Below are 22723 nucleotides of genomic sequence, written 5' to 3'. Positions count from 1 at the left end.
AAAGGCGATACAGATGCGCCTTTATAAAATTTTTGTGCTAACTAAGTTCATTCAAATGGCCTACAGTTACACTGTGACCATTTGAAAACTTTCTATACAGCTTTTCACACTAGAAAGCACTTCACTTTTTCAGCCACTTGACATATTCAGATCCAACTCCAAATATACCTACAAATAAGACGGTAAAAACGATTGACCAAATTATTAGTTCAGTTATTTTGTTCTTTTGTGCGATATCTTCTGCATCTATACTATTTTCTACAGTATTCTCTTCAATAGGAGAGGCTAAAGTCTTTCCAGCTGTAATGACGAACGGAGAAAATCCTTGAGTTTGAGCCTCAAATATCGCATAATTCTTTGTGTTGTTTTTCAAGACAGTGGGCAGCACTTGCCATGCAGTTCCATTATATCTCTGCATTTTTATATCTTCGAGGTTTACCCCCATTTCCTGGATCCATGAATTGTTTACCTGGAACATAATCCTGGGTTCCTTTATGTTATCAGATGTGACAAAGCCATTTTTACCTACCCAAATGTTAACGTATTTGTACACACTCCCTTCAGGAGTGCTGTTCACAAGCTTTGAACTGTTGTTCAACACTTCAATTGTAGATGCAATTTCTCCTGAGTTCTTGAGGGAATAGAAACTAACGGATTGAATTGGATTACCTTCCTTTGAGAATTCATAGGTTACATTAGTATTTATTCTAAGGTATTCACTATCAAGATCTTTCAATACTACATTTTCAAAGTCCTCAACACTACCTGCAGCACCGCCTCCTCCACCACTACTGCTACTCTTTTGACCACTGCTTCCTCCGCTACTTTCTCCTTTACTACTAACGGAAGAAGAGGAAGAAGATGTTGTGAGGATAATATTTACTGCTTCTCCTTTCAATCCATTTTCACTGTATGGGATCAGAGTGTAATTATAAGTTGCAGATCTGTTCAGATCACGATGAGTGTATGTTGATTCAGTTACATTGGCAAGGAATGTACCATTATAGCTTATCTGTACCATTGCAGTATCTTCAGAAGCATCCCACTCTAATGTGATCGAACTCGACTTAACACCCTTTCCATTGACATTAAAAATTTCAGGTAGCTTTAGTGTAGTAGATGAATCACTTACCTGTCCAGTATTAATATTTCCTGAATTGTCTACTGTTTCCGTACTTATGGTATGCTCTGTTCCATCACTAAGTCCTGTTGCATTATAATAGTTGTTGGAAGTGGTTGTGACGAATATGCCATCTATATAAATTCTCACATAGCTGAAATCGTTATCTACTGGTTTTGTCCAGGTCCAATATATCCAACTTGCACCTACACTGGTTTCTTGGATATTCATTACAGATCCCGGAGGTGTTCTGTCTATGATTTTAGTTGTTGCTTGACTGCTTATTGTTGCATGATTGATATTTCCTGCTGTATCCACAGTTTTGACACCTATTGTATACAAAGTGTTTTCAGCAAGGCCTGTTGCATTGTAATAATTATTGGATGTATTTGCAATAAATACTTCATCTATAAAGATCATCACATGACTGAAATCAGCATCTTTTGGGTTTGTCCATCCCCACGTAATCCAACTTGTTCCAACAGAAGTTTGTTTCAGGTTAGTAACAGAAGCAGGGAGAGATTGTCTGGCAGCATCAAAAACTACTTCAGCTGCTTTAAGAGCTGTGACAGCCTGATTTACTTCTGCTTGCATTGCCCCTGTGTTATCAACAACTGCCTGTGCTGTTACAATTGCTGTTATAAAAGCATCTATTGCTGTTTGTGGATACTGGCCTACTCCAACTCCAGGCACTGCAACTGCCACTTTTGTATTGTAAGTAGCAATAGCTGTTGTTAATGCACTTTTATCTATAAATGTTATTTTTGCAGCATCGAAAGTCATTTCAGCTGCTTTTAGGTCACTCAGGACCTGATCAACCTGTGCCTGTGTTGCCCCTGCATTATCAACAACTGCCTGTGCTGTTGTAATTGCTGCCCTGAATGTATCTGTTGCTGTTTGTGGATACTGGCCTAGTTCAATTCCGGTAACAGTACTTGCTATTTTAATATTGGCAGAATCAATACCAGCCATCAGATCATTTTTGTTCACTGCAATGACAGTGATCCTTACAGTTTCAGAATCCTGTAAATTATTATACACTGCAAGGAATGTAACATAATAATCACCTGCACTACCAGCAGTTGGCGTCCAGCTGAATGTGTGTGTATTTGGATCAAATGTTGCTCCTTCTGGAACATTTACCGCTGAGTATGATATTATAGCGTTAACGTCATCATCTGTTGCAGAGAGAGGAATAATCAATAGTTCATTTTCCCTTACAGATTGATGACCACCTATTGGTGCAAAATGTGGAATTGCTGAACTAATACCAGTTATCATTAAAAAGAAAGCTGGTAATACAATAAATACACAGATTAATCTAGTTAAATTTAGTCTCATTTTAAAACCAACATTATAGGTTAAAAAGAATTTTTGTTATATCTTAATGTTCATATCTGACAATATAGATCACATTAATTTCATATATATCAGAAATGACCAAATCGCAATTCAACCCCTATTTTTTCCTTTAATTTTTATGCCATTTTCTTAAAGCGATATATACTTTCCTCCAAAACGTATTATAAATATATTTCAACCTTAAGTTAAGGAATCAAACTTAAATTTACCCTATATTCTTCTATATTATCCACTATTAGCTCAGTTTTGAGAGAAGCAAGAGATAATTTTTGTATTATACATGACATATAAACATAATTATAACTGAAAATGGAAATATAATAACACATAGCGATAGTGATTTCAATTAGTTTTCTACTGAGTTAATTTGATGGCCTCCAATAGATCGAATAGTAACACCGCTAGTTACAAATTCGAAACATGTGTAACCGAAGGAGAGCAAGGCTGGCTACAGATGACAAAAATCTTGGACAATTCAGAACAGCCCAAAAGTATGGAAAAATACCCTGAAACTCTTTTTTCTGAAGTCCTGGAAATACCATAAATATAATTATAGTAAGGAGAAATATTATGCTAACCCTTGTATTATCTATAGATACTGTAAGGGGATTCTGTGATAAAGGAAATATGCAGAATCCTCGAATGAAAAACATCATACCAAATATTGAAGATCTGATGGAAAGGGTTCAGAAAAAACGAGATGGAGAGATTATTTTTGTGTGCGATAATCACCAGGAAGATGATCCTGAATTCAAGAGATTTCCAAAACATTGCATAGCAGGCACTGAAGAAGTGGAAGTTGTTCCACAACTAAGGCGCTTTCTGATGGCACCTAACAATAACTATGTTCCAAAAACCAAGTTTAATGCCCTTTTAGGCAATCGCTTAAAAGAATCTCTTGCAAGAATTAAACCTGACAGGATTATAATAGTCGGAGTGTGTACAGATATTTGCATCCTCTATACGGTTGCTGCCCTTAGGGAACTGGAATACGAAGTTATTGTTCCTAAGGATTGCGTGGAAACATTTGATGCTCCTGATCACAATGCAGAAGATGTCAACAATGCAATGCTAAAACATATGGCTGATATATTGGGAGTGGAAATAGTCCCAACACAGGCAGGAATTGGTATATAAAAGTAATTTGAAACTCCCTGTGGAAATAGCCTATCAAAATAGTGCCTGAACGTGGCTGAAACAAAAATAGGGTTGTAGATATTAAAAATTGTTTCAACCACTTACCTTTAGGGAAAATTCTTCATAAAGTTCGTGTTTATAGTTTGAATAATCTTCTTTGTCTTTCTCCATTGATTTAATGAACTTAGTGATACTCAAATAAGCTTTTGAAGCTTCATCAAATCCAAATTCATCCGAAAAATTTTGTAATATTTTTAAAGCACTTAATATTTCAGAAGATTCTATAAGAACCACTATCAATTCTCCTTCTAAATCGATTCTACATCACCTATACATCTCTGATTCAATGTCAATAATCTCTAAGTTTATGGAAGGCAAAAGGGATGTTTTTATGCATCCCTTTCATCATTTCCACTTACAGGGTTTGCCTTCACCCTGTACTTTTGACATGACCTCGATGCGTTTGGAGCCTTCCCAGAGTCCGTGCACATTGCAACTTTCTACTGCAATTAGATCTGTAAGCACTGATTTTGTGCCACACTCCCCACAGATATTGACTCCAAAAACATTACATTCTTCTATCACCTTCATGGCAACAACCTCTTCAGGAATTGTTACCATGAACTCTGCAACAGGACTTGTATCAGATGGTGATAGTTGCACCTCTCCTAATTTTCGTCCGTGCATAGAGAGCTTAATCCATTCAATGTAATGAGCTTGTTCCATTACGTGTGGAACTGTCACCTTTAAAGTGAAAGGCTGTCCAGCGAGCACCAGTTCCGGAGCCTCTATTAAAGGCACATGTTTCTGCTCAAGCTCTGTGAGATTAGCTGGATCTGCAGCCCTGTTGATCTTTTTCTTATCAACCATTTGATCACCTTTTTCCTCCAATTATTTAAAGTAAATTAAATGCCAGCAGAGCCGACATTAGAATTTATAGTGTTTCACAGAGTGGTATAGTATAACCACAAAGAACACTATTATTACTCCAAGGGATGTGAAATAGGACACTGGATCCCATGTAAATTGCATGGCTCCGCTTTCTCCCCAACCCACAAGCACAGTTCCCTGCAAAACTACCGGTGTTACCACGCAGGTAAAAGCAACTATGAAGATAAAGAGGATGTCAAAGATCCTCATAAACACTCCTTTTTCACCTTCTTCTTGAATTACTCCTGCCATCTTATACCTCCTTAATCATAATATTCGAATTCGAACATGTGTTTCTTGATGGATTTATACACGCCTACACATCCCAATGTTTCTATTCCCAGCAACAGGATTATGAACAGTATGTACAGTCCAATAAGAATGGGTGGTATTGTGACACTAGCTCCTATTATTGACACTATGTTGTATATCATATATAGTTCAGAGAAGTACAGCAGTGCTAGCAGTAGCACGATGACACCAGCATCCTGATGCAATTTGCTGTGGTATCTGTTATTGTCGATATTTGCCAACTTCATCCCACCTTATTTGCTTCCATTAAGTACCGGTTTTGGCCATCCCATATCGCGTTCCCAGTCATGCTCACTCTCTATGCTCTTGTACCTCCAGTTGAAGTAGAAGTACGCTACTATGTAGAACACCAACCCAAAGATCAGGTTGTAACGGTATCCCCAATTAAGCGTTGACAGGATCACTACTGCCAGGAATATGGTAAAATAAGCTATCCATGGCTGCAGTGGTCCTATAAACGGACGTACCTTGCTTGAATGCTCAGGGAACATTTTTCTGAATCTTATCAGGGAAAATGGGATCATCACATAGGCCACCATTCCTGATGTAATTGAGAAAGTTATAACCTGATCTAGGAAACCACTGAATGCAAAAGCTATAGCAATAGGCATCGTAAATATTACTGCTCTGTAAGGAGTGTAATATCTCGGGTGCACAGCTGCAAACCAGTTTGTCAGGAAATGGTCCCTGGACAATGCAAACCAAGACCTTGAAGAGTCGCACACGCAGCCGTTTGCACTGGCAAGGCAGGTGAACAGCGTACCTATAGCCAAGAACACTACCAAGAAGTATATACCGCTTGACGTTGCTGCTTCATAAAGAGGATATACAGATACACCAAGTACTGATGCGGGTATAAGGCCAGCACATAGATATAGCGTCATGCCTGCTGCAATAAGCAGGGTGATCATACCAGCCTGTTGTCCCAGAGGAACCGCCCTTGAGGGATGCTTACATTCTTCTGCGCACATTGCTGCACCTTCGATTCCCAGATAGAACCATGGACCGAACTGCAATGCAGCGAATATTCCCACAATTCCGTTGGGCATCGCTCCTGCTATCAGCTCTGCAGGATTCCATGGTATGCTTCCTATTCCTGGGATATTGGCAAAGAAGAACACGATTATAGCTATGAAAGCTGTCATGGTTAGCGCAAAGTTAAGAGTAAGTGCGGCCACAACTCCGCGATAGTTGATAAATGTAAGAATTGATATCACAAGCAATGTAACTGGTAATCTGTATCTCCGGGAAGATCGATTGGGCTATAGATGCTACAACAATTGAGTCGGCGGCTTCCAGAGCTATATATTCCATGTATACTGCAAGGCCGACTATGGCAGCAGCACCAGGTCCTACGAACAATCTTGCCCAGTCATAGGGTCCTCCTGCCAGCTTCGTGGCAGCTCCAAGCTCGCTGGCACACAATGAAACCATAACATACATTGTACCAGCAACAAGTAGTGCAAAGAGAGAACCAAGTATACCTCCTTTTGCAACTGTGAAGTTCCACCCCATGTATTCTCCGACAAGAACTATACCAATCGGGAGATATGGCCACAATTGATTTCGCAGATTATACCCGAAATTTACTGGATTTCCTGTCAAAGTCCTATTTTATGGAATCTAAGTCGATCAAGTTGAATTCGAAGATAGGGAATGTTTATTTGGGAATGGATACTGCCATGCCTCTGGGAATGATTATAAACGAATTGGTATCCAATTCCCTTAAACATGGGTTTCAGAATGCAGTAGAAGGAAATGTTAACGTCACTCTTGAGCTTAATGGTAATGAATTCACTCTTGAGGTAAGTGATGATGGAATAGGATTCCCTGAAAATGTCGATTTCAGGAAAACAACTTCTCTGGGCTTGCAGCTTGTAACGACCCTTGTTGATCAGATAAATGGAACTATTGAACTTGAAAGGACCAGAGGGACATCTTTCAAGATTCATTTTAAAGAGTTAAAATGTAAGGTTAAGGTGTGAAAATGACCGACGCCAAGATACTTGTAGTTGAAGATGAGAACATAGTTGCTCTAGAAATAAAGAAAAGATTACAGAAACTGGGTTATATAGTCCCCGGTGTGGCGTCAACAGGTGAAGACGCAATCATCAAGGCTGAAGGAATACTTCCAGATCTTGTTCTGATGGACATAATGCTCAAAGGTGAGATCGACGGCATACATGCTGCCGGAGAGATTCGTAGTCGTTTTAATATACCTGTGATATATCTTACTGCATATTCGGATGAAGAAACATTAGAGAGAGCAAAATTGACCGAACACTATGGCTATATTCTCAAGCCTTTTGAGGAGGAGGACCTGCGCACAACCATAGAAATCGCACTGTATAGACATAAGGTTTCAAGTGGAAAGGAAAGTCAAAAAAGTCCCTGATTCAGAAAGACATTTGGTACTCGAATGTTGTATTGCCAGCAAGACACTAACATTCAATTTCCAAAAAATGATAGAACTGATAAAGACATACAGTATTAAAACAGAACACAATTATGCTGCAAAAACGATCTTTGGCTTTTGATCTTATTTATTATTCTTGTTCTTGCCAAGTTCTTGAAACACTATTTCCCTGAACTTTATAGCATCCTCAAATCCAGGTTTGATTTTTAATGATTGATTAAAAGCTTCGAGGGCTTCTTCATACCTTTTTTGCTTAAAAAGTATTTCTCCTTTGCAATACCATGCCTCTGCATTATCCATTTGAATCCTTGAAGATGAATTAAGTGAGATCCATGTGAACCGTGGGAACTGGAATTGAAGGGGGTGAGAGCATGCTATGGACTGGTCAAAAGCCGCAAGTGCAGCTTCATAATTTCTAAGTTCTCTTAGTACATTTCCCTTGCAGTACCATCCTTCGGGAAAATCTCCATATTTTTCCAATGCAGTTTCCAGATTAATCAAAGCTTCATCATATCTCTGAGCTGCATAAAGCACAAAGCCTTTTCTGAACAGAATTTCGGGATCATCTGGGAATTTCATGAGTATTTTTTCAAGAAGTTCAAGTGATGTATGGTATTGCTCCAACATATAGTGTGCATAGATTTTGCTGTACCACGAATTAATAAGATTTGATGTTAACCCTTTTGCTGCTTCATGATCATCATCGAGTTTGAGCATACATATCTCTTCTGCCCATAGTTGCTCTGCCAGATCATAAGCAACTATGGCCTGTTCAAATTTGTGCATCTTAAGAAGAATATATCCTTTATTATAAGCCTGCAACGCATCATTATGCGTCTTTTTGATGCTTTTCTTTGCAGCATCAACAGTAAAAAATTTGTCAAGAAATTTCATTGATCAACCCTCCACTGTGAACTAAGGATTAAATAACCCCTCTAAGACTGAATTTTTCATTTGTGACATCTTATGTTTTATTGTAGGAGGAACTTGGTTCAGTGGATGTGCTGCTGGCTTCAGGCATAGTCAAGGGTTCCAATCCTAAAGCAGTTCTTATATCTCGTAAGCAAGGTCTCATCATATATCTAATTACCAAGGTAAGCTAAGCCAGCTGATAAACAGCATGACAACAGCTATACCAGTCTTTTTGCCATGGATATGTTCATGTTGAACTATTCCGGATATAACATTAAGCCATGTGAAAATGACAGTACCATGATCAAATTACTTCTGTTCTTATACCCTTAATCGGCATCCAATTCCATAAAGAATTCTTTCGACAACAGCCCAAACATTGTCAGGCTCCTTGTATACAAATATGCTGATACGGTAAATAACACTCTTTTTCCCGTCAAGGGGTATGTGTCAATGATCTCAGATCCAACTATATTCGAATTGTATAAGAGAAAATCCAATAGGATAGTAGGATCACTTTCTGATTCAGCATCTTGCCCGCGAAATACAGCATTATGCCATACACAGGACTCATGAAACTGCGCGATTTCGTCACATTGAAATCAAACCTGTTACTTCTTGCTTAGCCATTCATTTTGCTGTTTTCCTTTTGAGGAATAGTGTGATCCAACAGTCATATATACTACATATACACTATATGTATTATATCCACTACATATATCTGAAATGAATTCAAGAGGCAACAAGATGAGAAACAGAACAATAGCAATACTTGCAATAGTACTTCTTACAGGGTTGGCTGCAACTGCCCTAGTAAGTGCTGAGACACCTCTCTTGCAGCGTGCTCCCGGTTATGTAGGAGGATTTTGCAACTGGGGTGCAGGTGTGAATGGATATGGCCCAGGTTACTGCACTGCCTATGTAGGTCAGGAACTCAAGGTGAAGACTGTAGATGAAGCTCTTATGATAGCCAAAGAGAATATTTCAGCTGCTGTAACAGAAGATGATATTTACCAGATGGGGAGATGGTGGGTAGTCTATTACACTGTAGATGACACTGCCAAGCAAGGCCGCATCGATGCATATACAGGCGAGGTTTACCCTGACTTCTTCGCTTCACAATATACTGCCATGGGCCAGTATAGACAGGGAATGGGCAGGGGTTATGGCATGATGGGTGTGAGGAGATATTAAATCCCATCTCCATTTCTTGAATATTATGAAGTGCTCTTTAAATCCGAAAAAACATATATTATTTATTAAAAAATGACTGTTTATGGAACATATAGAGGTGAATTTCTTGGTAGGCATGATGGGATATGGCATTTATGGCGGTTTCCTTGGTTTGTTTGTCGAACTATTGATTGTACTTATTATAGTCGTAGTTGTGGTCATGTTGCTTAACAGATCTAATTTTGTAGGTTCAGGTAACAATGAGAGGCTCGTGAAGGTAGAAAAGGACGTGGAAGAGATCAAGAAAACAGTGGAAGAGATAAGGAACAAGCTCAATGAAATCTGATCTCAAAAGATAGACTTATAGCGATCGAAAGTATAATAGGGCTGGCTCAGAGATGGTTCCTGAATGACCCAATCACTTGAACAAATAGTACACATAGGGGAAGCACTGGCTCATCCAGTGAGAATACAATTATTGTACATGCTGTCTGAAAGGGAAAGATACATCTATGAGCTTGCCAAAGATCTGAATCTTTCAAGGCAGGTAGTGGACCTGCACCTCAAGCGCCTTGAAAAAGCAGGCTTTGTGGAAAGTGACCTGCGGCTTGAAGAGAACGATATGCGTGCAAAGAAGTTTTTCCGTTTGAAGGAGTTTGATGTGAAACTTTGTACAGCTGATCTGAAAGATATATTCAGCTGATTCATTCTATTTTTGAAAAAAGGATGCTTCAATATATTTGTATTGAAGACCACTCCCCAGTTTTTCAGATTGCCGAGTTAAAAGAAGTCAAAAGAAAGATGGGGTGTGAGCGTTAGAAAAAAGCTTAAATCTTTGATGAGCTGCTTGACTCCAGGCAGTGGATTGTACAGTACATCTCCTTGCGTGCTGATTTGCTCTGAACATACATTTTACTACCACAGTTCTGACAGGTTACAGTTATAAATTCCATATTGTTTTTCTCCTCTTTTGTTTTTCAGGCTAGGAATCCACTTTCAACCTTTAGGATCGCTTTGTGGTTCCGTCACCTTGCTATTGATCTGATACATACCTTCTCAAAATATGTATATAATCATTTCTATAGTATTGAATATACTTATGCTCATTATGATGAGATATGCTTGCTACACCATACTTGTTGATGCACTAGAAAAGAAGGAAAAATAAAAAAACTTTGAAGCTAAAATTTACCTCATAAATAGTGTCTTTAAATGGCCGTCCTTTTCCTTGCGGACATCAGGATGTATGCTTCTGCAAGGAGTAACACAAAAATACAAACTGCAGTTGTGGTAATAACTGCAGGATACTCGCCAGCGAATCCTTCGGATGAAGTGTGTTTCAGTAGTATTCCTGCATAGGCCCAGACAATAACAAGTCCGTAAGCGATATCTCTGTTCCTTAGCATCGTTGCGATCGCTATGATGAGTCCTGCACTTATCATTATGATGGCCCAGATCTCTTCGGCCAGACCAAAACCCTTCCATCCAATGCTGACAAGAAGAACAGTAGCATTAGCAATAGTTGTCACTGTGATCCATCCAAAGTACACACTGAATGGGAGCCTAATGAAAAAATATTCTCTTTGAGAAAATCCTTGGTTCTTCGTCGCCTGATTTATCTGTATCAGACAAACAAGGATCACTATCATCAGTAACATGGACAATGGGATCATGTGATAATGCCAGGCGAATATCCAGGCTGTATTGGCAATGGAAGAAACTGAGAACAGTACTCCGGTTCTACTTAACAGCTCGGACCTCATGGCATTTGTATGATCTCGGAAAAAGCCAAGCTGGTGCAATGTATATCCTGCAAGCAGCAGGTATATGAGTCCCCAGATAGCAAAGGTAAGTCCAGCAGGGGCAAAGAGATTAGGATAGGAATCTGAGATCTGCCCAGTGTTCACTCCATTGATCGGGAGGGCGTTGGCCAGACCATTGACGATAACCATTACCAGAAAAGTTATTGCCGTGATAATTTTGATAATTGAATCTCTTTCATTTCTTTCCATTGTTGTTCCCCTCATATTGTAAAGTATAACCCTTCTTTGACAGTAAAGCAATAGAAGTGTTCTTAGTTGTGTGTATTTAAGAGCTGTGCAATACAAGATAGATAAGTTCCATCGGAGGTCATGGATTTACGAAATTCTCTATCGTTTCTTTAAAAATCTTCCAGCGGGACATTGGCTTGCTTCAGAATACTGTTCAAAGTACCTATTTTAAGTGGATCATGTTAAGGTACAGTTACTGGATCGTGTCCGCGTTGCAAAAATACGTGACTTCCCTTTTGCCTAACTACTACAAAATCAAGTTTCACCAGAGCGCCTTGATAGCCTTCTGGCCGGAGATCACTGGCAGTTCAGGCACTTGCAACATCAACCTTTGCTATCTCGCCAAGTACCCTGGCCAGCTCCTCGGTAACTTCAAGAACCAGCTCGATAGCTTCCTTGATGTTCTCCAGAGCTTCCTCTTTGGTATCCCCTTCACTTATCGCTGCCGGAAGTTCCAGGCAGCGTGCAGTGTATCCACCTTCTTCTGCAGCCTCAAGGACTATTGTATACTGCATAACTATTCATAAGCGGTTCTTGTATATTAAAATTGATTTGTGTAGCGGAGTAACGTACAAAAGGGCAGCCCATCTATAATTAAAACAAGTTGAAACCCACTCTAAATGATATTCGTGCCTCTGCTTATTATGTCAACGTATTCCTTGAAAAGGTACATCTTATATCTTTTTTTACCAGTGATCTCGTTCAGAATACCGATTTCCTCAAATCTGGTTACAAGGTTATTTGCAGTGACGGACGATATATTTAACCTATCAGCAATGTCCTTGCTGCTGATAAGGGGCCTGTCGAACAGCAGATTTATCAACCTTATGGCGTGGATGCTTGAGATCGAGTTCTCATAGACCTTATTTGTCATATCGTCTTTTAATTTTATGATCTCCCTTGCGGTGTTAACCGCTTCCTGGGAGGTTTCACTAACACCTTTGAGGAAGAACTTAAGCCAATCTTCCCACGCGCCTTCCGTACGTACTTTCATAAGCAGGTCATAATATTCGCTTCTATTGTTCTTCAGGTAAAAACTCAGGTACAGAAGCGGCTTTGACAGTATTTCTTTCCAGACAAGATAGAAGGTGATGATAAGCCGTCCCATCCTGCCGTTGCCATCAAGGAATGGATGAATGGTTTCGAACTGGGCATGTATCAATCCGATCTTGATAAGCACCGGAATGTTGTCTTTTTCATTCAGGAACCCTTCCAATGCTTGCATTGCAGGTATGGTTATAGCCGGTGTTGGTGGTACAAACATCGCTTCTCTTATTGAAGCGCCTGGTGTACCTATATAATTCTGAAGAACTTTGAAATTGCCGGAATTCAGCCCATCCCCTCTTGTTCCCTCCAGCAGGGTCTTATGAATCTCTTTAATGAGGTCCAGGGACATCGAGGTTTCGACCAGTCTTTCAATTCCATAGTTTAAGGCTTTGATGTAATTTACGACTTCCTTTACTTCGCTTATATCTTCTTTTGGTACAAGGTCCGCTTCAAATTCCAGAACTCCTTCAAGGGACGCCTGTGTGCCTTCGATCTGTGAACTCAGAAGAGCTTCTTTCTTAACGTACATTGCAATGAAAAGGTCCGGGTTTGGTAGAACCGAGGTGATGCCATCAAGCCTTGCAAGATCCCTGTCGGCCTTTGAAAGCAGCAAATGCAGTTCATCATCATATTGGATAGGAGGCTCTGGTGGCAACTCTTTGGGTATGAAAGATCTGTAACCTTCAGGCGTCAACACAAATTTCCCGGCTCTGTCATTCATAAGACAACGATCCTTTACTAAGAGTTCACTTACATAGTTTAAGTTAAGCATCCTTTACTTAGAATCTAGTTTGCATTTTAAGTTAAGGTTTCTTTACTTAAAATTGTATCTTCAACTTTAAGTTAATGTTCCTTTACTTAGAATGACAACCCTCAAATCGATCTCTTGCCATCCAAACATGGATACGATTTAGGGCGCGCAGAAGGGCAGCCTGTCAAATAACCAGTAAGCTAAAACAATAACCTCAGATTCAAACCTTAACTAAGTCAGAAATATGAACAACATCGTGACACAATCTATTTATTAAATTTTTTCATGATTCACGACCAAGACACCTATTTTCATCTCTTCGACGAGATCTAAGATTTTAAGCCAATTCTATATCTAATCAGAAAAGCTATATCAAAAACTATTTATCAATCTCCTGTTTCCCTTAAGATAGGAAACATGTTGAAGGAAGATAAACTCCTAGCCATAGGATATGATGCTCTTGTGCAGATCAATGAAAAGAAAGTCATTGAAACTGCCAGAGAATGGATGGAAAATAAATATGAGCCTAGAAAGCTTCTAAACAAACTGGCAGAAGCCATGGTGGAGATCGGCAGGAAGTTTGATGAGAAGGAATATTTCCTTGCGCAGTTCATTTTATCCTCGAATATTATGGAAAATGTTACCAAAATGATCCTTGAAGAAGCTGCAGTAACAGAAATGGTACCTGAGCATAAAGGAACCATAATCATGGGTACTGTCAAAAATGACATACACGATCTAGGCAAAAAAATAGCTGCGAGCATGTTGCGTGTAGAGGGATTTACAGTCATCGATCTCTGAAAAGAAGAAAGAGGACGGTACACTCGTCAGGTGGGCCCAGCTTTCCAAGTTCAACCCAAAAACGGAAAAGTACGAGAATTTCTCCATCTTCAAAGACGACCTGGAACTGCTGGGCCTTAAGATCCCGGACCTGCTCACCCTGTTTATATCCTCTCCAAACTCGCAAAACGTAACATGAACGCATACCTGAACATGCAGTCCATGGACCTCCTGGATTCCCGGTTCAGGGACAGGATGCAGGCAATTCTCATCCCCCAAATCCACAAGCAAGACCAATCAGGCAAACCCCTCATCCCCGAAGTCCAGGCCATCACCAAGGATAAATGGGGCTTCTATAATTTCCTGCCCCAATCCTACTTCTTTGATGTCTCGCAGGTTCTGGACCTCTATGACACCTCCGAAGAACTCGACCCTTTAACCTGATTTACCGTTTCGCCCGCTTCGCACATCATGGCAAGCGACCCAGGCCGCCCGCCTGATGGCGGCGGCAGGTAAGGATATTGAACTGAAGCAAGTAAATGAGAGTAATCTTTTTCAAGATTTCAACCTAATAGAAAAACTCTTATAGTATTTTGTTCATGAGATTAATAGGTGGAGGTTTTCATTTGCCTGTTGGTCCCGAACGTGTCTACGAAAAACACCCGTCAATCAGAAGAGAAGTGTATATTGACTTATTCAATGATAGACTTGCAAATTTGGGACAACAGAGGTATAATGTGCTTAATTTCTATGGGGAAGCAGGAATTGGCAAAAGCGAGTTATTAAAACAACTTAAGCAGGAATTAGATGAAACTTCTGATGAAGTGCCATGGGCATCAACTGATTTATCTGATATAGCTGGAAGAACTGTCAGCACTTATCTTATGGAATTGAGTGATCAATTAAGTTCAAAATATAGCCTCAACTTTGAATTCTTCAATATTGCTCATGCAATTTACTGGAAAAAAGTTCATCCTGAAATCCCCTTAAGTTCTGAAATCAAGAAATTTGCCAAAAAGGATGGATTATTTGGAAAAGCAATCCAAATCCTTGATGATTTTCCACTCTTCGCCATCCCTCACCATATATGTGAACTAATTGCACAAATACCAGAAAGCGTGAAATCGTTATGGAGAGAGAATGACTTCGATCCATATCAAGTTCCTGAGATGGATGCTTATAATATTGAAAAGTTGCTCCCATACTTATTTGCAATAGACCTTAAAACGAACTTAGCAGATAGCTCAAATAGCGTTGTTATTTTCATGGATACATATGATTCCCTCTGGAAAAATCAATCAGATACAGTGAAATTCAGAGAAAATGATGAGTGGTTGCGGGATAGATTAATAGCAAATGTAGATAATCAAAAAGTTCTCTGGGTAATATGTGGCCGTGAACAACTGAAATGGGAAGTCATTGATGAAGACTGGGCTTCATATATCAAAAAGGAACCATTGCTTGTTTTTAACGAAAATGAATGTACTTATTACCTTGAAAACTGTGACATATCTGATAAACAAATCCAAAGAAGAATATATGAAGGTAGCCGTGGAAATCCTCTGTACCTTTACTTATCAGCGAATACCTTCCACAGAATAAGACAAGTCAAACAAAGGGCCCCTATACTTGATGATTTTGCAAAGACACCAGATGGTATTTTTGAGCGCTTTGTGAAGTACCATAAAGAAGAAATAGATACTCTAGAAGTTCTTTCAGTACCGAATTTTTGGGATAAACACTTGTTTGAAAAATTAGTTACTGAATTTAAGACAGGATTCCCACTAGCAGATAATTCTTATTTGAATTTGCATCGATTTTCTTTTATTTCACAAATTCAAAACAACGGGTGTAAATTACATGATCTTATGAGAGACTCCATTCAAGAACGTATGAGTCCTGAAATTAAAGTTAAAGTACATGCTTTCATGGCTGTATACTACGATTCCCAGCTAGAACAAATAAATATAAAAAATATAGAAGAACAGCAAAAAACAGCTCTAAATGAAGGATTCTATCATGTAAAATGTGCATCTACCCCAAAAGATTTATTTGAATGGTTTATGCCAAAAGCAAGGTTATTTGATGAAGGTGCATTGTGGCAATGGTTAGAACCACTCTACATAGATTTACATGCGTATCTGGAAAATGTTTTTGGCCCAGATCATCCCGGTGTCGCTACAACATTGAACAACCTCGCTGAACTCTATAGACATATGGGAAATTATCAGAAAGCTTTACCACTATACCAACATGCTCTAAATATTCGTGAACGTCTTCCAACAGAATATCTTTCTGATGTTGCCACCACTTTGAACGATATAGCTGGCCTATATAAGCAAATGGGGAACTATGAAAAAGCTTTACCTCTCTACCAGCGTGCCTTGAATATTTTTGAAAGTGTGCTTGAGCCGAACCATTCTTATGTAGCTAGAACCTTGAATAATATTGCAAGTCTCTACAAACAAATGGGAAACTATCAGGAAGCTTTGCCTCTATGCCAGCGTGCCTTAGATATTTTTGAAAAGGTAGATGGTCCTGATCATTCTTATGTTGCTCTTACTTTAAACAATCTTGCAGACCTCTACCAAATTAAGGGAGACTATGAAAAAGCTTTGCCTCTCTACCAGCGTGCTCTGAATATTGCTGAAAATGTGCATGGTCCTGACCATCCTTATGTAGCTACTACCTTGAACAATCTTGCTGGCCTCTATCATTCCATGGGTTACGATGAAAAAGCTTTACCTCTATGTCAGCGTGATCTTGAAATTTCAGAACGTCTTCTTGGTGCTGATCATCCAGATGTAGCTACTACCTTGAACAATCTTGCACGCCTATATGAATCCATAGGTAACTATAAAAAAGTTTTACCTTTATATCAGCGGGCTCTGGATATAAATGAACGGGCTTTTGGTGCTGACCATCCGGCTGTAGCTACAACCTTGAATAATCTAGCCGGTTTCTACCAAGGAATGCGTGACTATGAAAAAGCTTTACCTCTATACGAGCGTGCTCTGGATATTCGGGAGTATCTTTTTGGTACTAATCATACTGATGTAGCTAAAACCTTGAATAATCTAGCCGGTCTCTATCGAAAAATGGATGAAGATGAAAAAGCTTTACCTCTATGTCAACGTGCTCTAAGTATTTTTGAAGATGCGTTGGGTCTAAATCATCCATATGTAGCTGTAACCTTGAACAATATTGCAAGTATCTATGAATACGCGAGTAATTATGAGCAAGCATTACCTCTATATCAGCGGGCTCTGGATATTGTTGAACGTGTTCTGGGTCCGCAGCATCCTTATGTCGCTGCAACCCTGAACAATCTCGCAGGGCTCTATCATTCCATGGGTTACGATGAAAAAGCTTTACCTCTATGTCAGCGGGCTCTGGATATACGTGAACGTGTTCTGGGTCCGGAACATCCTGATGTCGCTACAACCCTGAACAATCTCGCAGCGCTTCACCAATCCATGGGCAATTATGAACAAGCCTTACCTTTCTATCAGCGGGCTCTGGAAATTTCTGAACGTGTTCTGGGTCCACAGCATCCGGATGTCATTACATACCTGAACAATCTCGCAGGGTCCTATAGACACATAGGCAATTATGAGCAAGCCTTACATCTCTGTCAGCGTGTTCTGGATATACGTGAACGTGTTCTGGGTCCGGAACATCCTGATGTCGCTACAACCCTGAACAATCTCGCAGTGCTTCATGAATCCATGGGTAACTATGAAAAAGCTTTACCTCTTTACCAGCGGGCTCTGGATATTTTTGAAAGTGTTCAGCATCCGGAGCATCTTTATGTTGCTACAATCAAGAGCAATATTGCCGGTCTATATAAAAAGATGAAAAGGTCTTAGCTGTGTATCAGCGTTCATTTGAAAGTATCATCCAAAAATAGAGAGAATGCTTAAACACTCTCCCTCAATATCTTCGCGATCTTAGGCTCTTTCTCCACAAGCTCCATCAAAGCCATGGCAATATCAGACCGCTTCTTTTCAATATCAACAGCGACATCAACCCTCAAAGCCATACCACAGCGGGAACAGAAAGTCGAAGTCGGCCCGTTCACCTGCCCGCACCTGGGACACAGCGTACTTGTAAGCTGTGGCATTGTATCCTCTTCCTTGATGATACCGTGGATCTTCAGGATAGCTTCATCGATCTGCTTGCCTGACAAGTGCACATAGGTCTGAGGCATGTTAGAACCCTGCACCCATCCCAGATGTTCCTTCATCTGGGATTCCGTCAGGTATTGTGCAAGATCTGTGCTCCTGGAATGCCTGAAAAGATGGTTGTACACTCTTTTCTCAACCCCTGAAAAGGAAATACCAAAATTACTTTATCTGAGTGTATAATACTACTTCCATAGTATCTACTGATATCTGAATGGGTTTCAAGCTATGAGCAGCAAGACAAGTATTTTACCTGATGGTTACGGAAACTGGCTGTCCAGCCTGAAACAGAGGATAGCCGGTGCACACCAACGCATCCTGCTGGCTGCCAATAAAGAGCAGATCCAACTGTACCACGAAATTGGCCGTGAGATCCTGGACCGTCAGAGCCAGCAGGGTTGGGGTGCCAAGGTGATCGAACGGCTCTCCATGGACCTGCGAGAAGCTTTTCCCGATATGAAAGGCTTGTCTTCGACCAATCTCAAATACATGCGGTTCTTTGCCCAGAACTGTCCTAACCTTAGATTTGGTCAGCAGTCTGCTGACCAATTGCCCTGGTTCCACATTGTCACCCTGCTTACAAAAGTGGAAACTCCCGAATTACAGGAATGGTATGCAAGGGAAGCTATTCAGCAGGCATGGTCCCGTGAAACACTGGAAATGCAGATAAAAAACCAGCTTCATCTTCGCCAGGGTGCCGCCATCACCAATTTACAGCAGCGTCTTGCGTCTCCACAGGCAGGTCTTGCCTCCCAGGTGCTCAAAGATCCGTATCACTTTGATTTCCTGGGTCTTGGAGACGAAGCTCACGAACGGGATATTGAGAACGCCCTTATACGTCACATTACCCACTTCCTGCTGGAGCTAGGTGCTGGTTTTGCTTTCGTGGGACGCCAGGTAAGGCTTGAAGTGGAAGGTGATGAGTTCTTCATGGACCTGCTTTTCTACCATACCCGTCTGAAATGCTACATTGTAGTCGAGCTCAAGGCCGGAGCCTTCAAACCCGAACACATAGGACAGCTCAACTTCTACCTTTCTGCAGTGGATGCACAGATCAAAACACCTGAAGACCGACCCACCATCGGACTTCTGCTCTGCAAGACAAAGAAAAGGCTCATCGCAGAATACGCTCTCTCCGGCGTGGATAAACCCATGGGAGTGGCAGAATACCAGCTTGTCCGCGCTCTCCCCGAGCCTCTGGACACCTGCCTCCCCACCATCGAGGAGCTGGAAGCCAGTTTACCCAAAGAACTGGAAAATGAGGACTAATTATCTAGAACAGAAGTATCAAAAAAGTAGTGAGGGGCATCCCCTCACACACTTTCCCTCAATATCTTCGCAATTTCCGGTTCCTTCTCCACAAGCTCCATCAAGGCCATGGCAATATCAGATCGCTTCTTTTCAACGTCCATAGCACTATCCACCCTCAAAGCCATGCCACACTTTGAACAAAATCCAGAAGTTGAACCGTTCACCTGTCCGCATCTGGGACACGCGATACTTGTAAGCTGTGGCATTGTGTCCTCTTCCTTGATGATACCGTGGATCTTCAGGATAGCTTCATCGATCTGCTTGCCTGAAAGGTGCACATAGGTCTGAGGCATGTTAGAACCCTGCACCCATCCCAGATGTTCCTTCATCGTTTTAACGAATGGGATGCACCAATGGCACACAAAATAGATGATGAAGGTGTAAAAGTCAAGAGAAAGGCAGGGATGTATGAGTTTGATCTAATCACGTGTACACCCTTGATCATGACGAGTATCGAGGATGGAAGATGTGGAATTCTTTTTGTTGACGCTGACGGGACACTAAAGAAACTATCGAACATTGAAACTACAACCGCTATAAGTACAAAGGACGAGCTAAGGACCATCTTTGATGTTTGATTGTGGTCTGGAATGAGATATATAGAGATTCAGAGGCTCTATGAACATCCAGAATGGTGGCTATCAAGTAGAAGAACTATACACTTACCAGAAGCAGCACAGAAGAAAGTAAAGAGAAAACAGCTTGAAAGGTATGTACATCCTGTACCCCAGGTACTTGAGAGCGAGCTTAGACATTTCTTCAAGGGTAGAAAACCTTCAGCATTACAGACATGGAATGAGAATTTGAATAGGTGGGCTACAAGAGCAGAGATTGATCCTGTTGGAATAAGTGCGAAGACTACTAGGAAGACTATAGAATCCTGGATGGTTGCTGCAGGTGTGCCGCTAAATGTTATCTGTTTGAGACAAGGACATGATAGTATGACTTCTATGAACCACTATCAAGGACTACCATTTACAGAAAGTGAGAAGATTGAGATACACAAAAGGTTAATAGGGTGGGTATAAACGAAAATAATTGGCCATGTTGCATACCTAAAAACCATTGTCCTAAACTAAAAATACCCCTTGTTAACGAGATGTATGAGCTTATTTATGCCAATTTTGCTAAGTGTCTCGAAAAGAGGAGACTTCTAAAGAACCTATAGTTAAACACCTTTGATTTGTAACTTATGAGTTTTGAAATCATGTCTTATTGACAGTAATGCCAATATCATAAGTTTTAAACAATCGGTTGTTAACTATAATATGGATATTATAATCTAAATGTCTCTTGTTTAGTTACAAAGCTAGCTTGTCTTTCAATATTTTTGTAACCATATTGGTTTATCAACGCTAATAATATAGTCATTTTTGCAGTTGCAGAAATGATATAGGGATCCTCTAAGTATTTCTGGAGCGAGTCGAATGAAAAACCTTCGATAAAATTATACCCTTCCCACTTGTCACGTGCACTCATAAAATTTAATTCATTGCTTTTCATTCGGAGTTTAACTATTCCTAAAGCTTGTGGTAAAAGATTGTCTAGCCTTATACCAAAACCTAAAAATACACAGTCCCTTTGTTCGATATCTATACCAATTTCTTCTCTTAGACATCTTTGAGCAGTAATAAATGGGTCAGGATTCCCATACTCATTTTTATCCATGTCTCTTATCATGTTTTCTGCAGTAGCAAGTGATAATTTCGAAGGATTCATAAAGACCTGCTGAGACCTTTTCTGAAGTAATATTTTATTATCTTCAGTTATAGTGGCCAAGGCTATCCCAAACATATTAGCCAGTTTTGAATTAAATAGATAACCGGGGTTGTGTAGGTCTTGGTTGACAACATACTTTTGTCTTATGGAAGTTCTTTTCTGTGAGTAGTCATCAATAAATAGTTCATCGACACTCTGGTTTGTAACGACACTTGTGTAAAAATCAACTGGAGCAAAAGTCAAACGAAGTTGTAACTTTCGAGTGTTATATTGCTTCTGATAATTTCTTATGGGTTTGATTTTAATAAGTCTATAACCCGGATTATTATCAAAAGCTTGCCCTCTTTCATTAGTGATGTTTTTTTTTTTGTTCAACTTTTCAACAATTAATATTTTCATCTCTTCTTCAATTTCTAGCTTTTCATCTATGTACTCACAGGTTATATCGGCGTGAGTAAATTCATCTTCTCTTTTTCCAGTTCCATACCATAATATGAATGGTAGTTTTATGTTCCCAATTTTATAAAAGTTATCAATTGTTTTTTCATTTACTTTCGTTCTCAACAATTGTGAATTCACATATTGTTCTATTTTTTTATCATTAAGACAATGTTCTGTTTTAACCTTTTCAATCAACATTTCTAGTATAAGTTCGTAGTCTCGTTTATCATATTGATTTAGGAAAGAATGTAACCCATCAAAGGAATCTCCGATAGGCAAAATTATTTTTTTAGATATTTCATACAGGTTATCATTGAAAGAAGGAAGTGATGCAAAATTAATTACTTCTCCCTTTTTAGGTATTAGAATGACCGCAGAAGGAAAATAAAAGTATTTTCGATCAATTTTCAACTCATTTATAAAAGGTTCCTTCTTTAACTCTTTTTTAAAATAATTCTTCACTGAATCAGGATCTAGATTAGTTTCGTTACTTTTTATTTCCTCTGGGTGTATGTGAGGTATCATTACTTTATACCTAAATTTCTCAGCTTTTTGAATTTCAAGTCCTAATGACTGCACTATATCTATTGTAGGTATCGGAGATCCTTTTTTTTGAAAAAACAAGTTGTATATGTTTGTTATTATTATTCCAGTATCAATATTATGTCCTTTATAAGTAATTATTTTAGTTTTATACTGTGGAATTTCTTTTGCAAATAGAATTCTTCGGTCCTCTAGAGAACTTTCAGTAAACATGCTAAGCAATTAAATCAATATAATATTTAACAAACTCGGCGTTGTATAAACACGCCATTATCAATATCAATAGGTTACAAAGGAGATTTTTAAATTTATCTGCTCTAATGAAAAAAGTAATAAAGCTAAAAATATGAACGTTTAAAGTTGCACTCCCCATCATTTTTATGACCACTCCCTGCCATATAAACTAATTTAGGGTCCTTTTGAAATAACATTCAAATGGAGGATTTAATGAGGCCATTTTTAGCTGCAAGTAGTCAATAAAACCTCCCCCATAAAAAGTACATTTTATAATTTGATTAATTACGCAAATCAGGA

The 22723-nt window shown here is 39.5% G+C and carries 26 protein-coding genes and 1 pseudogene; 13 read left to right on the top strand and 14 right to left on the bottom strand.

Going from position 1 to position 22723, the window contains the following annotated elements:
• Positions 1–121: 121 nt before the first annotated feature.
• Positions 122–2401 carry a PGF-pre-PGF domain-containing protein gene (locus ACC612_RS07010; RefSeq protein WP_371853783.1) on the bottom strand — a complete coding sequence of 760 codons (2280 nt, stop codon included), beginning with the start codon at positions 2399–2401 and terminating at the stop codon, positions 122–124.
• Positions 2402–2852: 451 nt separating this feature from the next.
• On the opposite strand from ACC612_RS07010, the gene ACC612_RS07005 reads away from it, so the two are divergent.
• Both ACC612_RS07005 and ACC612_RS07000 read left to right on the top strand, forming a co-directional pair.
• Positions 2853–3026, top strand: a complete 174-nt coding sequence (locus tag ACC612_RS07005) for a hypothetical protein (protein WP_371853782.1) — start codon at positions 2853–2855, stop codon at positions 3024–3026.
• A 26-nt stretch (positions 3027–3052) separates the two neighbouring features.
• The gene (locus ACC612_RS07000; RefSeq protein ID WP_371853781.1) at positions 3053–3619 is read left to right on the top strand and encodes a cysteine hydrolase family protein; all 567 of its coding nucleotides are present in this window, start codon (positions 3053–3055) and stop codon (positions 3617–3619) included.
• Between the two features lie 93 nt (positions 3620–3712).
• On the opposite strand, the gene ACC612_RS06995 is transcribed toward ACC612_RS07000, so the two are convergent.
• The 5 genes and pseudogenes from ACC612_RS06995 to ACC612_RS06975 all read right to left on the bottom strand — a co-directional run bounded on the left by ACC612_RS06995 (position 3713) and on the right by ACC612_RS06975 (position 6466).
• Positions 3713–3913, bottom strand: a complete 201-nt coding sequence (locus tag ACC612_RS06995) for a hypothetical protein (protein ID WP_371853780.1) — start codon at positions 3911–3913, stop codon at positions 3713–3715.
• Positions 3914–4024: 111 nt separating this feature from the next.
• Complete coding sequence (locus ACC612_RS06990) at positions 4025–4489, bottom strand: desulfoferrodoxin family protein (protein ID WP_371853779.1); 465 nt, start codon at positions 4487–4489, stop codon at positions 4025–4027.
• A 57-nt stretch (positions 4490–4546) separates the two neighbouring features.
• Complete coding sequence (locus tag ACC612_RS06985; protein WP_371853778.1) at positions 4547–4801, bottom strand: AcrB/AcrD/AcrF family protein; 255 nt, start codon at positions 4799–4801, stop codon at positions 4547–4549.
• Positions 4802–4812: 11 nt separating this feature from the next.
• A complete protein-coding gene (locus ACC612_RS06980) occupies positions 4813–5088 on the bottom strand; it encodes a monomethylamine transporter (protein ID WP_371853777.1) in 276 nt (91 codons plus the stop codon).
• A 6-nt stretch (positions 5089–5094) separates the two neighbouring features.
• A pseudogene (locus tag ACC612_RS06975) lies at positions 5095–6466 on the bottom strand (APC family permease).
• Here ACC612_RS06975 and ACC612_RS06970 point away from each other — a divergent pair.
• Positions 6412–6846, top strand: coding sequence for a sensor histidine kinase (locus tag ACC612_RS06970; RefSeq protein WP_371853776.1), 435 nt, complete (start codon positions 6412–6414; stop codon positions 6844–6846). The pseudogene ACC612_RS06975 and the gene ACC612_RS06970 overlap by 55 nt on opposite strands.
• Positions 6847–6848: 2 nt before the next feature.
• Complete coding sequence (locus ACC612_RS06965; RefSeq protein WP_371853775.1) at positions 6849–7256, top strand: response regulator; 408 nt, start codon at positions 6849–6851, stop codon at positions 7254–7256.
• Positions 7257–7400: 144 nt separating this feature from the next.
• Here ACC612_RS06965 and ACC612_RS06960 read toward each other — a convergent pair whose 3' ends face one another.
• Entirely contained in the window at positions 7401–8171 is a 771-nt protein-coding gene (locus tag ACC612_RS06960) for a tetratricopeptide repeat protein (protein ID WP_371853774.1), read from the bottom strand.
• 765 nt (positions 8172–8936) lie between these two features.
• Between ACC612_RS06960 and ACC612_RS06955 the strand changes: the two genes are divergently transcribed.
• The 3 genes from ACC612_RS06955 to ACC612_RS06945 all read left to right on the top strand — a co-directional run bounded on the left by ACC612_RS06955 (position 8937) and on the right by ACC612_RS06945 (position 10065).
• Positions 8937–9383 carry a PepSY domain-containing protein gene (locus ACC612_RS06955; RefSeq protein WP_371853773.1) on the top strand — a complete coding sequence of 149 codons (447 nt, stop codon included), beginning with the start codon at positions 8937–8939 and terminating at the stop codon, positions 9381–9383.
• Positions 9384–9465: 82 nt separating this feature from the next.
• Positions 9466–9708, top strand: coding sequence for a hypothetical protein (locus ACC612_RS06950; RefSeq protein ID WP_371853772.1), 243 nt, complete (start codon positions 9466–9468; stop codon positions 9706–9708).
• A 63-nt stretch (positions 9709–9771) separates the two neighbouring features.
• Complete coding sequence (locus ACC612_RS06945) at positions 9772–10065, top strand: ArsR/SmtB family transcription factor (RefSeq protein ID WP_371853771.1); 294 nt, start codon at positions 9772–9774, stop codon at positions 10063–10065.
• 505 nt (positions 10066–10570) lie between these two features.
• Here the strand turns inward: ACC612_RS06945 and ACC612_RS06940 are convergent.
• The 4 genes from ACC612_RS06940 to ACC612_RS06925 form a co-directional block, all read right to left on the bottom strand.
• A complete protein-coding gene (locus ACC612_RS06940) occupies positions 10571–11374 on the bottom strand; it encodes a tryptophan-rich sensory protein (RefSeq protein WP_371853770.1) in 804 nt (267 codons plus the stop codon).
• A 221-nt stretch (positions 11375–11595) separates the two neighbouring features.
• Positions 11596–11679, bottom strand: a complete 84-nt coding sequence (locus tag ACC612_RS06935) for a type II toxin-antitoxin system HicA family toxin (protein WP_371853900.1) — start codon at positions 11677–11679, stop codon at positions 11596–11598.
• Between the two features lie 42 nt (positions 11680–11721).
• Positions 11722–11928: a type II toxin-antitoxin system HicB family antitoxin gene (locus ACC612_RS06930; protein ID WP_371853769.1), complete on the bottom strand. Its 207-nt coding sequence runs from the start codon at positions 11926–11928 to the stop codon at positions 11722–11724.
• A gap of 101 nt (positions 11929–12029) precedes the next feature.
• A complete protein-coding gene (locus ACC612_RS06925; RefSeq protein ID WP_371853768.1) occupies positions 12030–13232 on the bottom strand; it encodes a Fic family protein in 1203 nt (400 codons plus the stop codon).
• A gap of 396 nt (positions 13233–13628) precedes the next feature.
• On the opposite strand from ACC612_RS06925, the gene ACC612_RS06920 reads away from it, so the two are divergent.
• From ACC612_RS06920 to ACC612_RS06910, 3 genes are all read left to right on the top strand, one after another.
• Entirely contained in the window at positions 13629–14012 is a 384-nt protein-coding gene (locus ACC612_RS06920) for a B12-binding domain-containing protein (protein ID WP_371853767.1), read from the top strand.
• A gap of 174 nt (positions 14013–14186) precedes the next feature.
• Positions 14187–14435 carry a hypothetical protein gene (locus ACC612_RS06915; protein WP_371853766.1) on the top strand — a complete coding sequence of 83 codons (249 nt, stop codon included), beginning with the start codon at positions 14187–14189 and terminating at the stop codon, positions 14433–14435.
• A 155-nt stretch (positions 14436–14590) separates the two neighbouring features.
• The gene (locus tag ACC612_RS06910; protein ID WP_371853765.1) at positions 14591–17860 is read left to right on the top strand and encodes a tetratricopeptide repeat protein; all 3270 of its coding nucleotides are present in this window, start codon (positions 14591–14593) and stop codon (positions 17858–17860) included.
• A 50-nt stretch (positions 17861–17910) separates the two neighbouring features.
• On the opposite strand, the gene ACC612_RS06905 is transcribed toward ACC612_RS06910, so the two are convergent.
• The gene (locus tag ACC612_RS06905; RefSeq protein WP_371853764.1) at positions 17911–18303 is read right to left on the bottom strand and encodes a zinc-ribbon domain-containing protein; all 393 of its coding nucleotides are present in this window, start codon (positions 18301–18303) and stop codon (positions 17911–17913) included.
• A 100-nt stretch (positions 18304–18403) separates the two neighbouring features.
• Here ACC612_RS06905 and ACC612_RS06900 point away from each other — a divergent pair, with 100 nt between their 5' ends.
• On the top strand, positions 18404–19444 hold the full coding sequence (locus ACC612_RS06900; RefSeq protein WP_371853763.1) for a YhcG family protein: 1041 nt from the start codon (positions 18404–18406) through the stop codon (positions 19442–19444).
• Positions 19445–19488: 44 nt separating this feature from the next.
• Here ACC612_RS06900 and ACC612_RS06895 read toward each other — a convergent pair whose 3' ends face one another.
• Positions 19489–19815 carry a hypothetical protein gene (locus ACC612_RS06895; protein ID WP_371853762.1) on the bottom strand — a complete coding sequence of 109 codons (327 nt, stop codon included), beginning with the start codon at positions 19813–19815 and terminating at the stop codon, positions 19489–19491.
• 24 nt (positions 19816–19839) lie between these two features.
• On the opposite strand from ACC612_RS06895, the gene ACC612_RS06890 reads away from it, so the two are divergent.
• Positions 19840–20064, top strand: coding sequence for a hypothetical protein (locus tag ACC612_RS06890; protein ID WP_371853761.1), 225 nt, complete (start codon positions 19840–19842; stop codon positions 20062–20064).
• Positions 20065–20076: 12 nt separating this feature from the next.
• Positions 20077–20514, top strand: a complete 438-nt coding sequence (locus ACC612_RS06885) for a site-specific integrase (RefSeq protein ID WP_371853760.1) — start codon at positions 20077–20079, stop codon at positions 20512–20514.
• 247 nt (positions 20515–20761) lie between these two features.
• On the opposite strand, the gene ACC612_RS06880 is transcribed toward ACC612_RS06885, so the two are convergent.
• On the bottom strand, positions 20762–22402 hold the full coding sequence (locus ACC612_RS06880) for a hypothetical protein (RefSeq protein ID WP_371853758.1): 1641 nt from the start codon (positions 22400–22402) through the stop codon (positions 20762–20764).
• Positions 22403–22723: the final 321 nt, after the last annotated feature.

This window comes from Methanomethylovorans sp., from assembly GCF_041447285.1.
Lineage (GTDB): Archaea > Halobacteriota > Methanosarcinia > Methanosarcinales > Methanosarcinaceae > Methanomethylovorans.
This window is presented reverse-complemented; position numbering and strand designations above follow the sequence as displayed.

What these genes read in the sequence shown, in the direction of transcription:
- ACC612_RS07010 (WP_371853783.1), bottom strand. Translation starts at nt 2,401, where the DNA reads ATGATAACTGGTATTAGTTCAGCAATTCCACATTTTGCACCAATAGGT.
- ACC612_RS07005 (WP_371853782.1), top strand. Translation starts at nt 2,853, where the DNA reads ATGGCCTCCAATAGATCGAATAGTAACACCGCTAGTTACAAATTCGAA.
- ACC612_RS07000 (WP_371853781.1), top strand. Translation starts at nt 3,053, where the DNA reads ATGCTAACCCTTGTATTATCTATAGATACTGTAAGGGGATTCTGTGAT.
- ACC612_RS06990 (WP_371853779.1), bottom strand. Translation starts at nt 4,489, where the DNA reads ATGGTTGATAAGAAAAAGATCAACAGGGCTGCAGATCCAGCTAATCTC.
- ACC612_RS06985 (WP_371853778.1), bottom strand. Translation starts at nt 4,801, where the DNA reads ATGGCAGGAGTAATTCAAGAAGAAGGTGAAAAAGGAGTGTTTATGAGG.
- ACC612_RS06980 (WP_371853777.1), bottom strand. Translation starts at nt 5,088, where the DNA reads ATGAAGTTGGCAAATATCGACAATAACAGATACCACAGCAAATTGCAT.
- ACC612_RS06970 (WP_371853776.1), top strand. Translation starts at nt 6,412, where the DNA reads ATGGCCACAATTGATTTCGCAGATTATACCCGAAATTTACTGGATTTC.
- ACC612_RS06965 (WP_371853775.1), top strand. Translation starts at nt 6,849, where the DNA reads ATGACCGACGCCAAGATACTTGTAGTTGAAGATGAGAACATAGTTGCT.
- ACC612_RS06960 (WP_371853774.1), bottom strand. Translation starts at nt 8,171, where the DNA reads ATGAAATTTCTTGACAAATTTTTTACTGTTGATGCTGCAAAGAAAAGC.
- ACC612_RS06955 (WP_371853773.1), top strand. Translation starts at nt 8,937, where the DNA reads ATGAGAAACAGAACAATAGCAATACTTGCAATAGTACTTCTTACAGGG.
- ACC612_RS06950 (WP_371853772.1), top strand. Translation starts at nt 9,466, where the DNA reads ATGGAACATATAGAGGTGAATTTCTTGGTAGGCATGATGGGATATGGC.
- ACC612_RS06945 (WP_371853771.1), top strand. Translation starts at nt 9,772, where the DNA reads ATGACCCAATCACTTGAACAAATAGTACACATAGGGGAAGCACTGGCT.
- ACC612_RS06940 (WP_371853770.1), bottom strand. Translation starts at nt 11,374, where the DNA reads ATGGAAAGAAATGAAAGAGATTCAATTATCAAAATTATCACGGCAATA.
- ACC612_RS06930 (WP_371853769.1), bottom strand. Translation starts at nt 11,928, where the DNA reads ATGCAGTATACAATAGTCCTTGAGGCTGCAGAAGAAGGTGGATACACT.
- ACC612_RS06925 (WP_371853768.1), bottom strand. Translation starts at nt 13,232, where the DNA reads ATGCTTAACTTAAACTATGTAAGTGAACTCTTAGTAAAGGATCGTTGT.
- ACC612_RS06920 (WP_371853767.1), top strand. Translation starts at nt 13,629, where the DNA reads ATGTTGAAGGAAGATAAACTCCTAGCCATAGGATATGATGCTCTTGTG.
- ACC612_RS06915 (WP_371853766.1), top strand. Translation starts at nt 14,187, where the DNA reads ATGAACGCATACCTGAACATGCAGTCCATGGACCTCCTGGATTCCCGG.
- ACC612_RS06910 (WP_371853765.1), top strand. Translation starts at nt 14,591, where the DNA reads ATGAGATTAATAGGTGGAGGTTTTCATTTGCCTGTTGGTCCCGAACGT.
- ACC612_RS06900 (WP_371853763.1), top strand. Translation starts at nt 18,404, where the DNA reads ATGAGCAGCAAGACAAGTATTTTACCTGATGGTTACGGAAACTGGCTG.
- ACC612_RS06895 (WP_371853762.1), bottom strand. Translation starts at nt 19,815, where the DNA reads ATGAAGGAACATCTGGGATGGGTGCAGGGTTCTAACATGCCTCAGACC.
- ACC612_RS06890 (WP_371853761.1), top strand. Translation starts at nt 19,840, where the DNA reads ATGGCACACAAAATAGATGATGAAGGTGTAAAAGTCAAGAGAAAGGCA.
- ACC612_RS06885 (WP_371853760.1), top strand. Translation starts at nt 20,077, where the DNA reads ATGAGATATATAGAGATTCAGAGGCTCTATGAACATCCAGAATGGTGG.
- ACC612_RS06880 (WP_371853758.1), bottom strand. Translation starts at nt 22,402, where the DNA reads ATGTTTACTGAAAGTTCTCTAGAGGACCGAAGAATTCTATTTGCAAAA.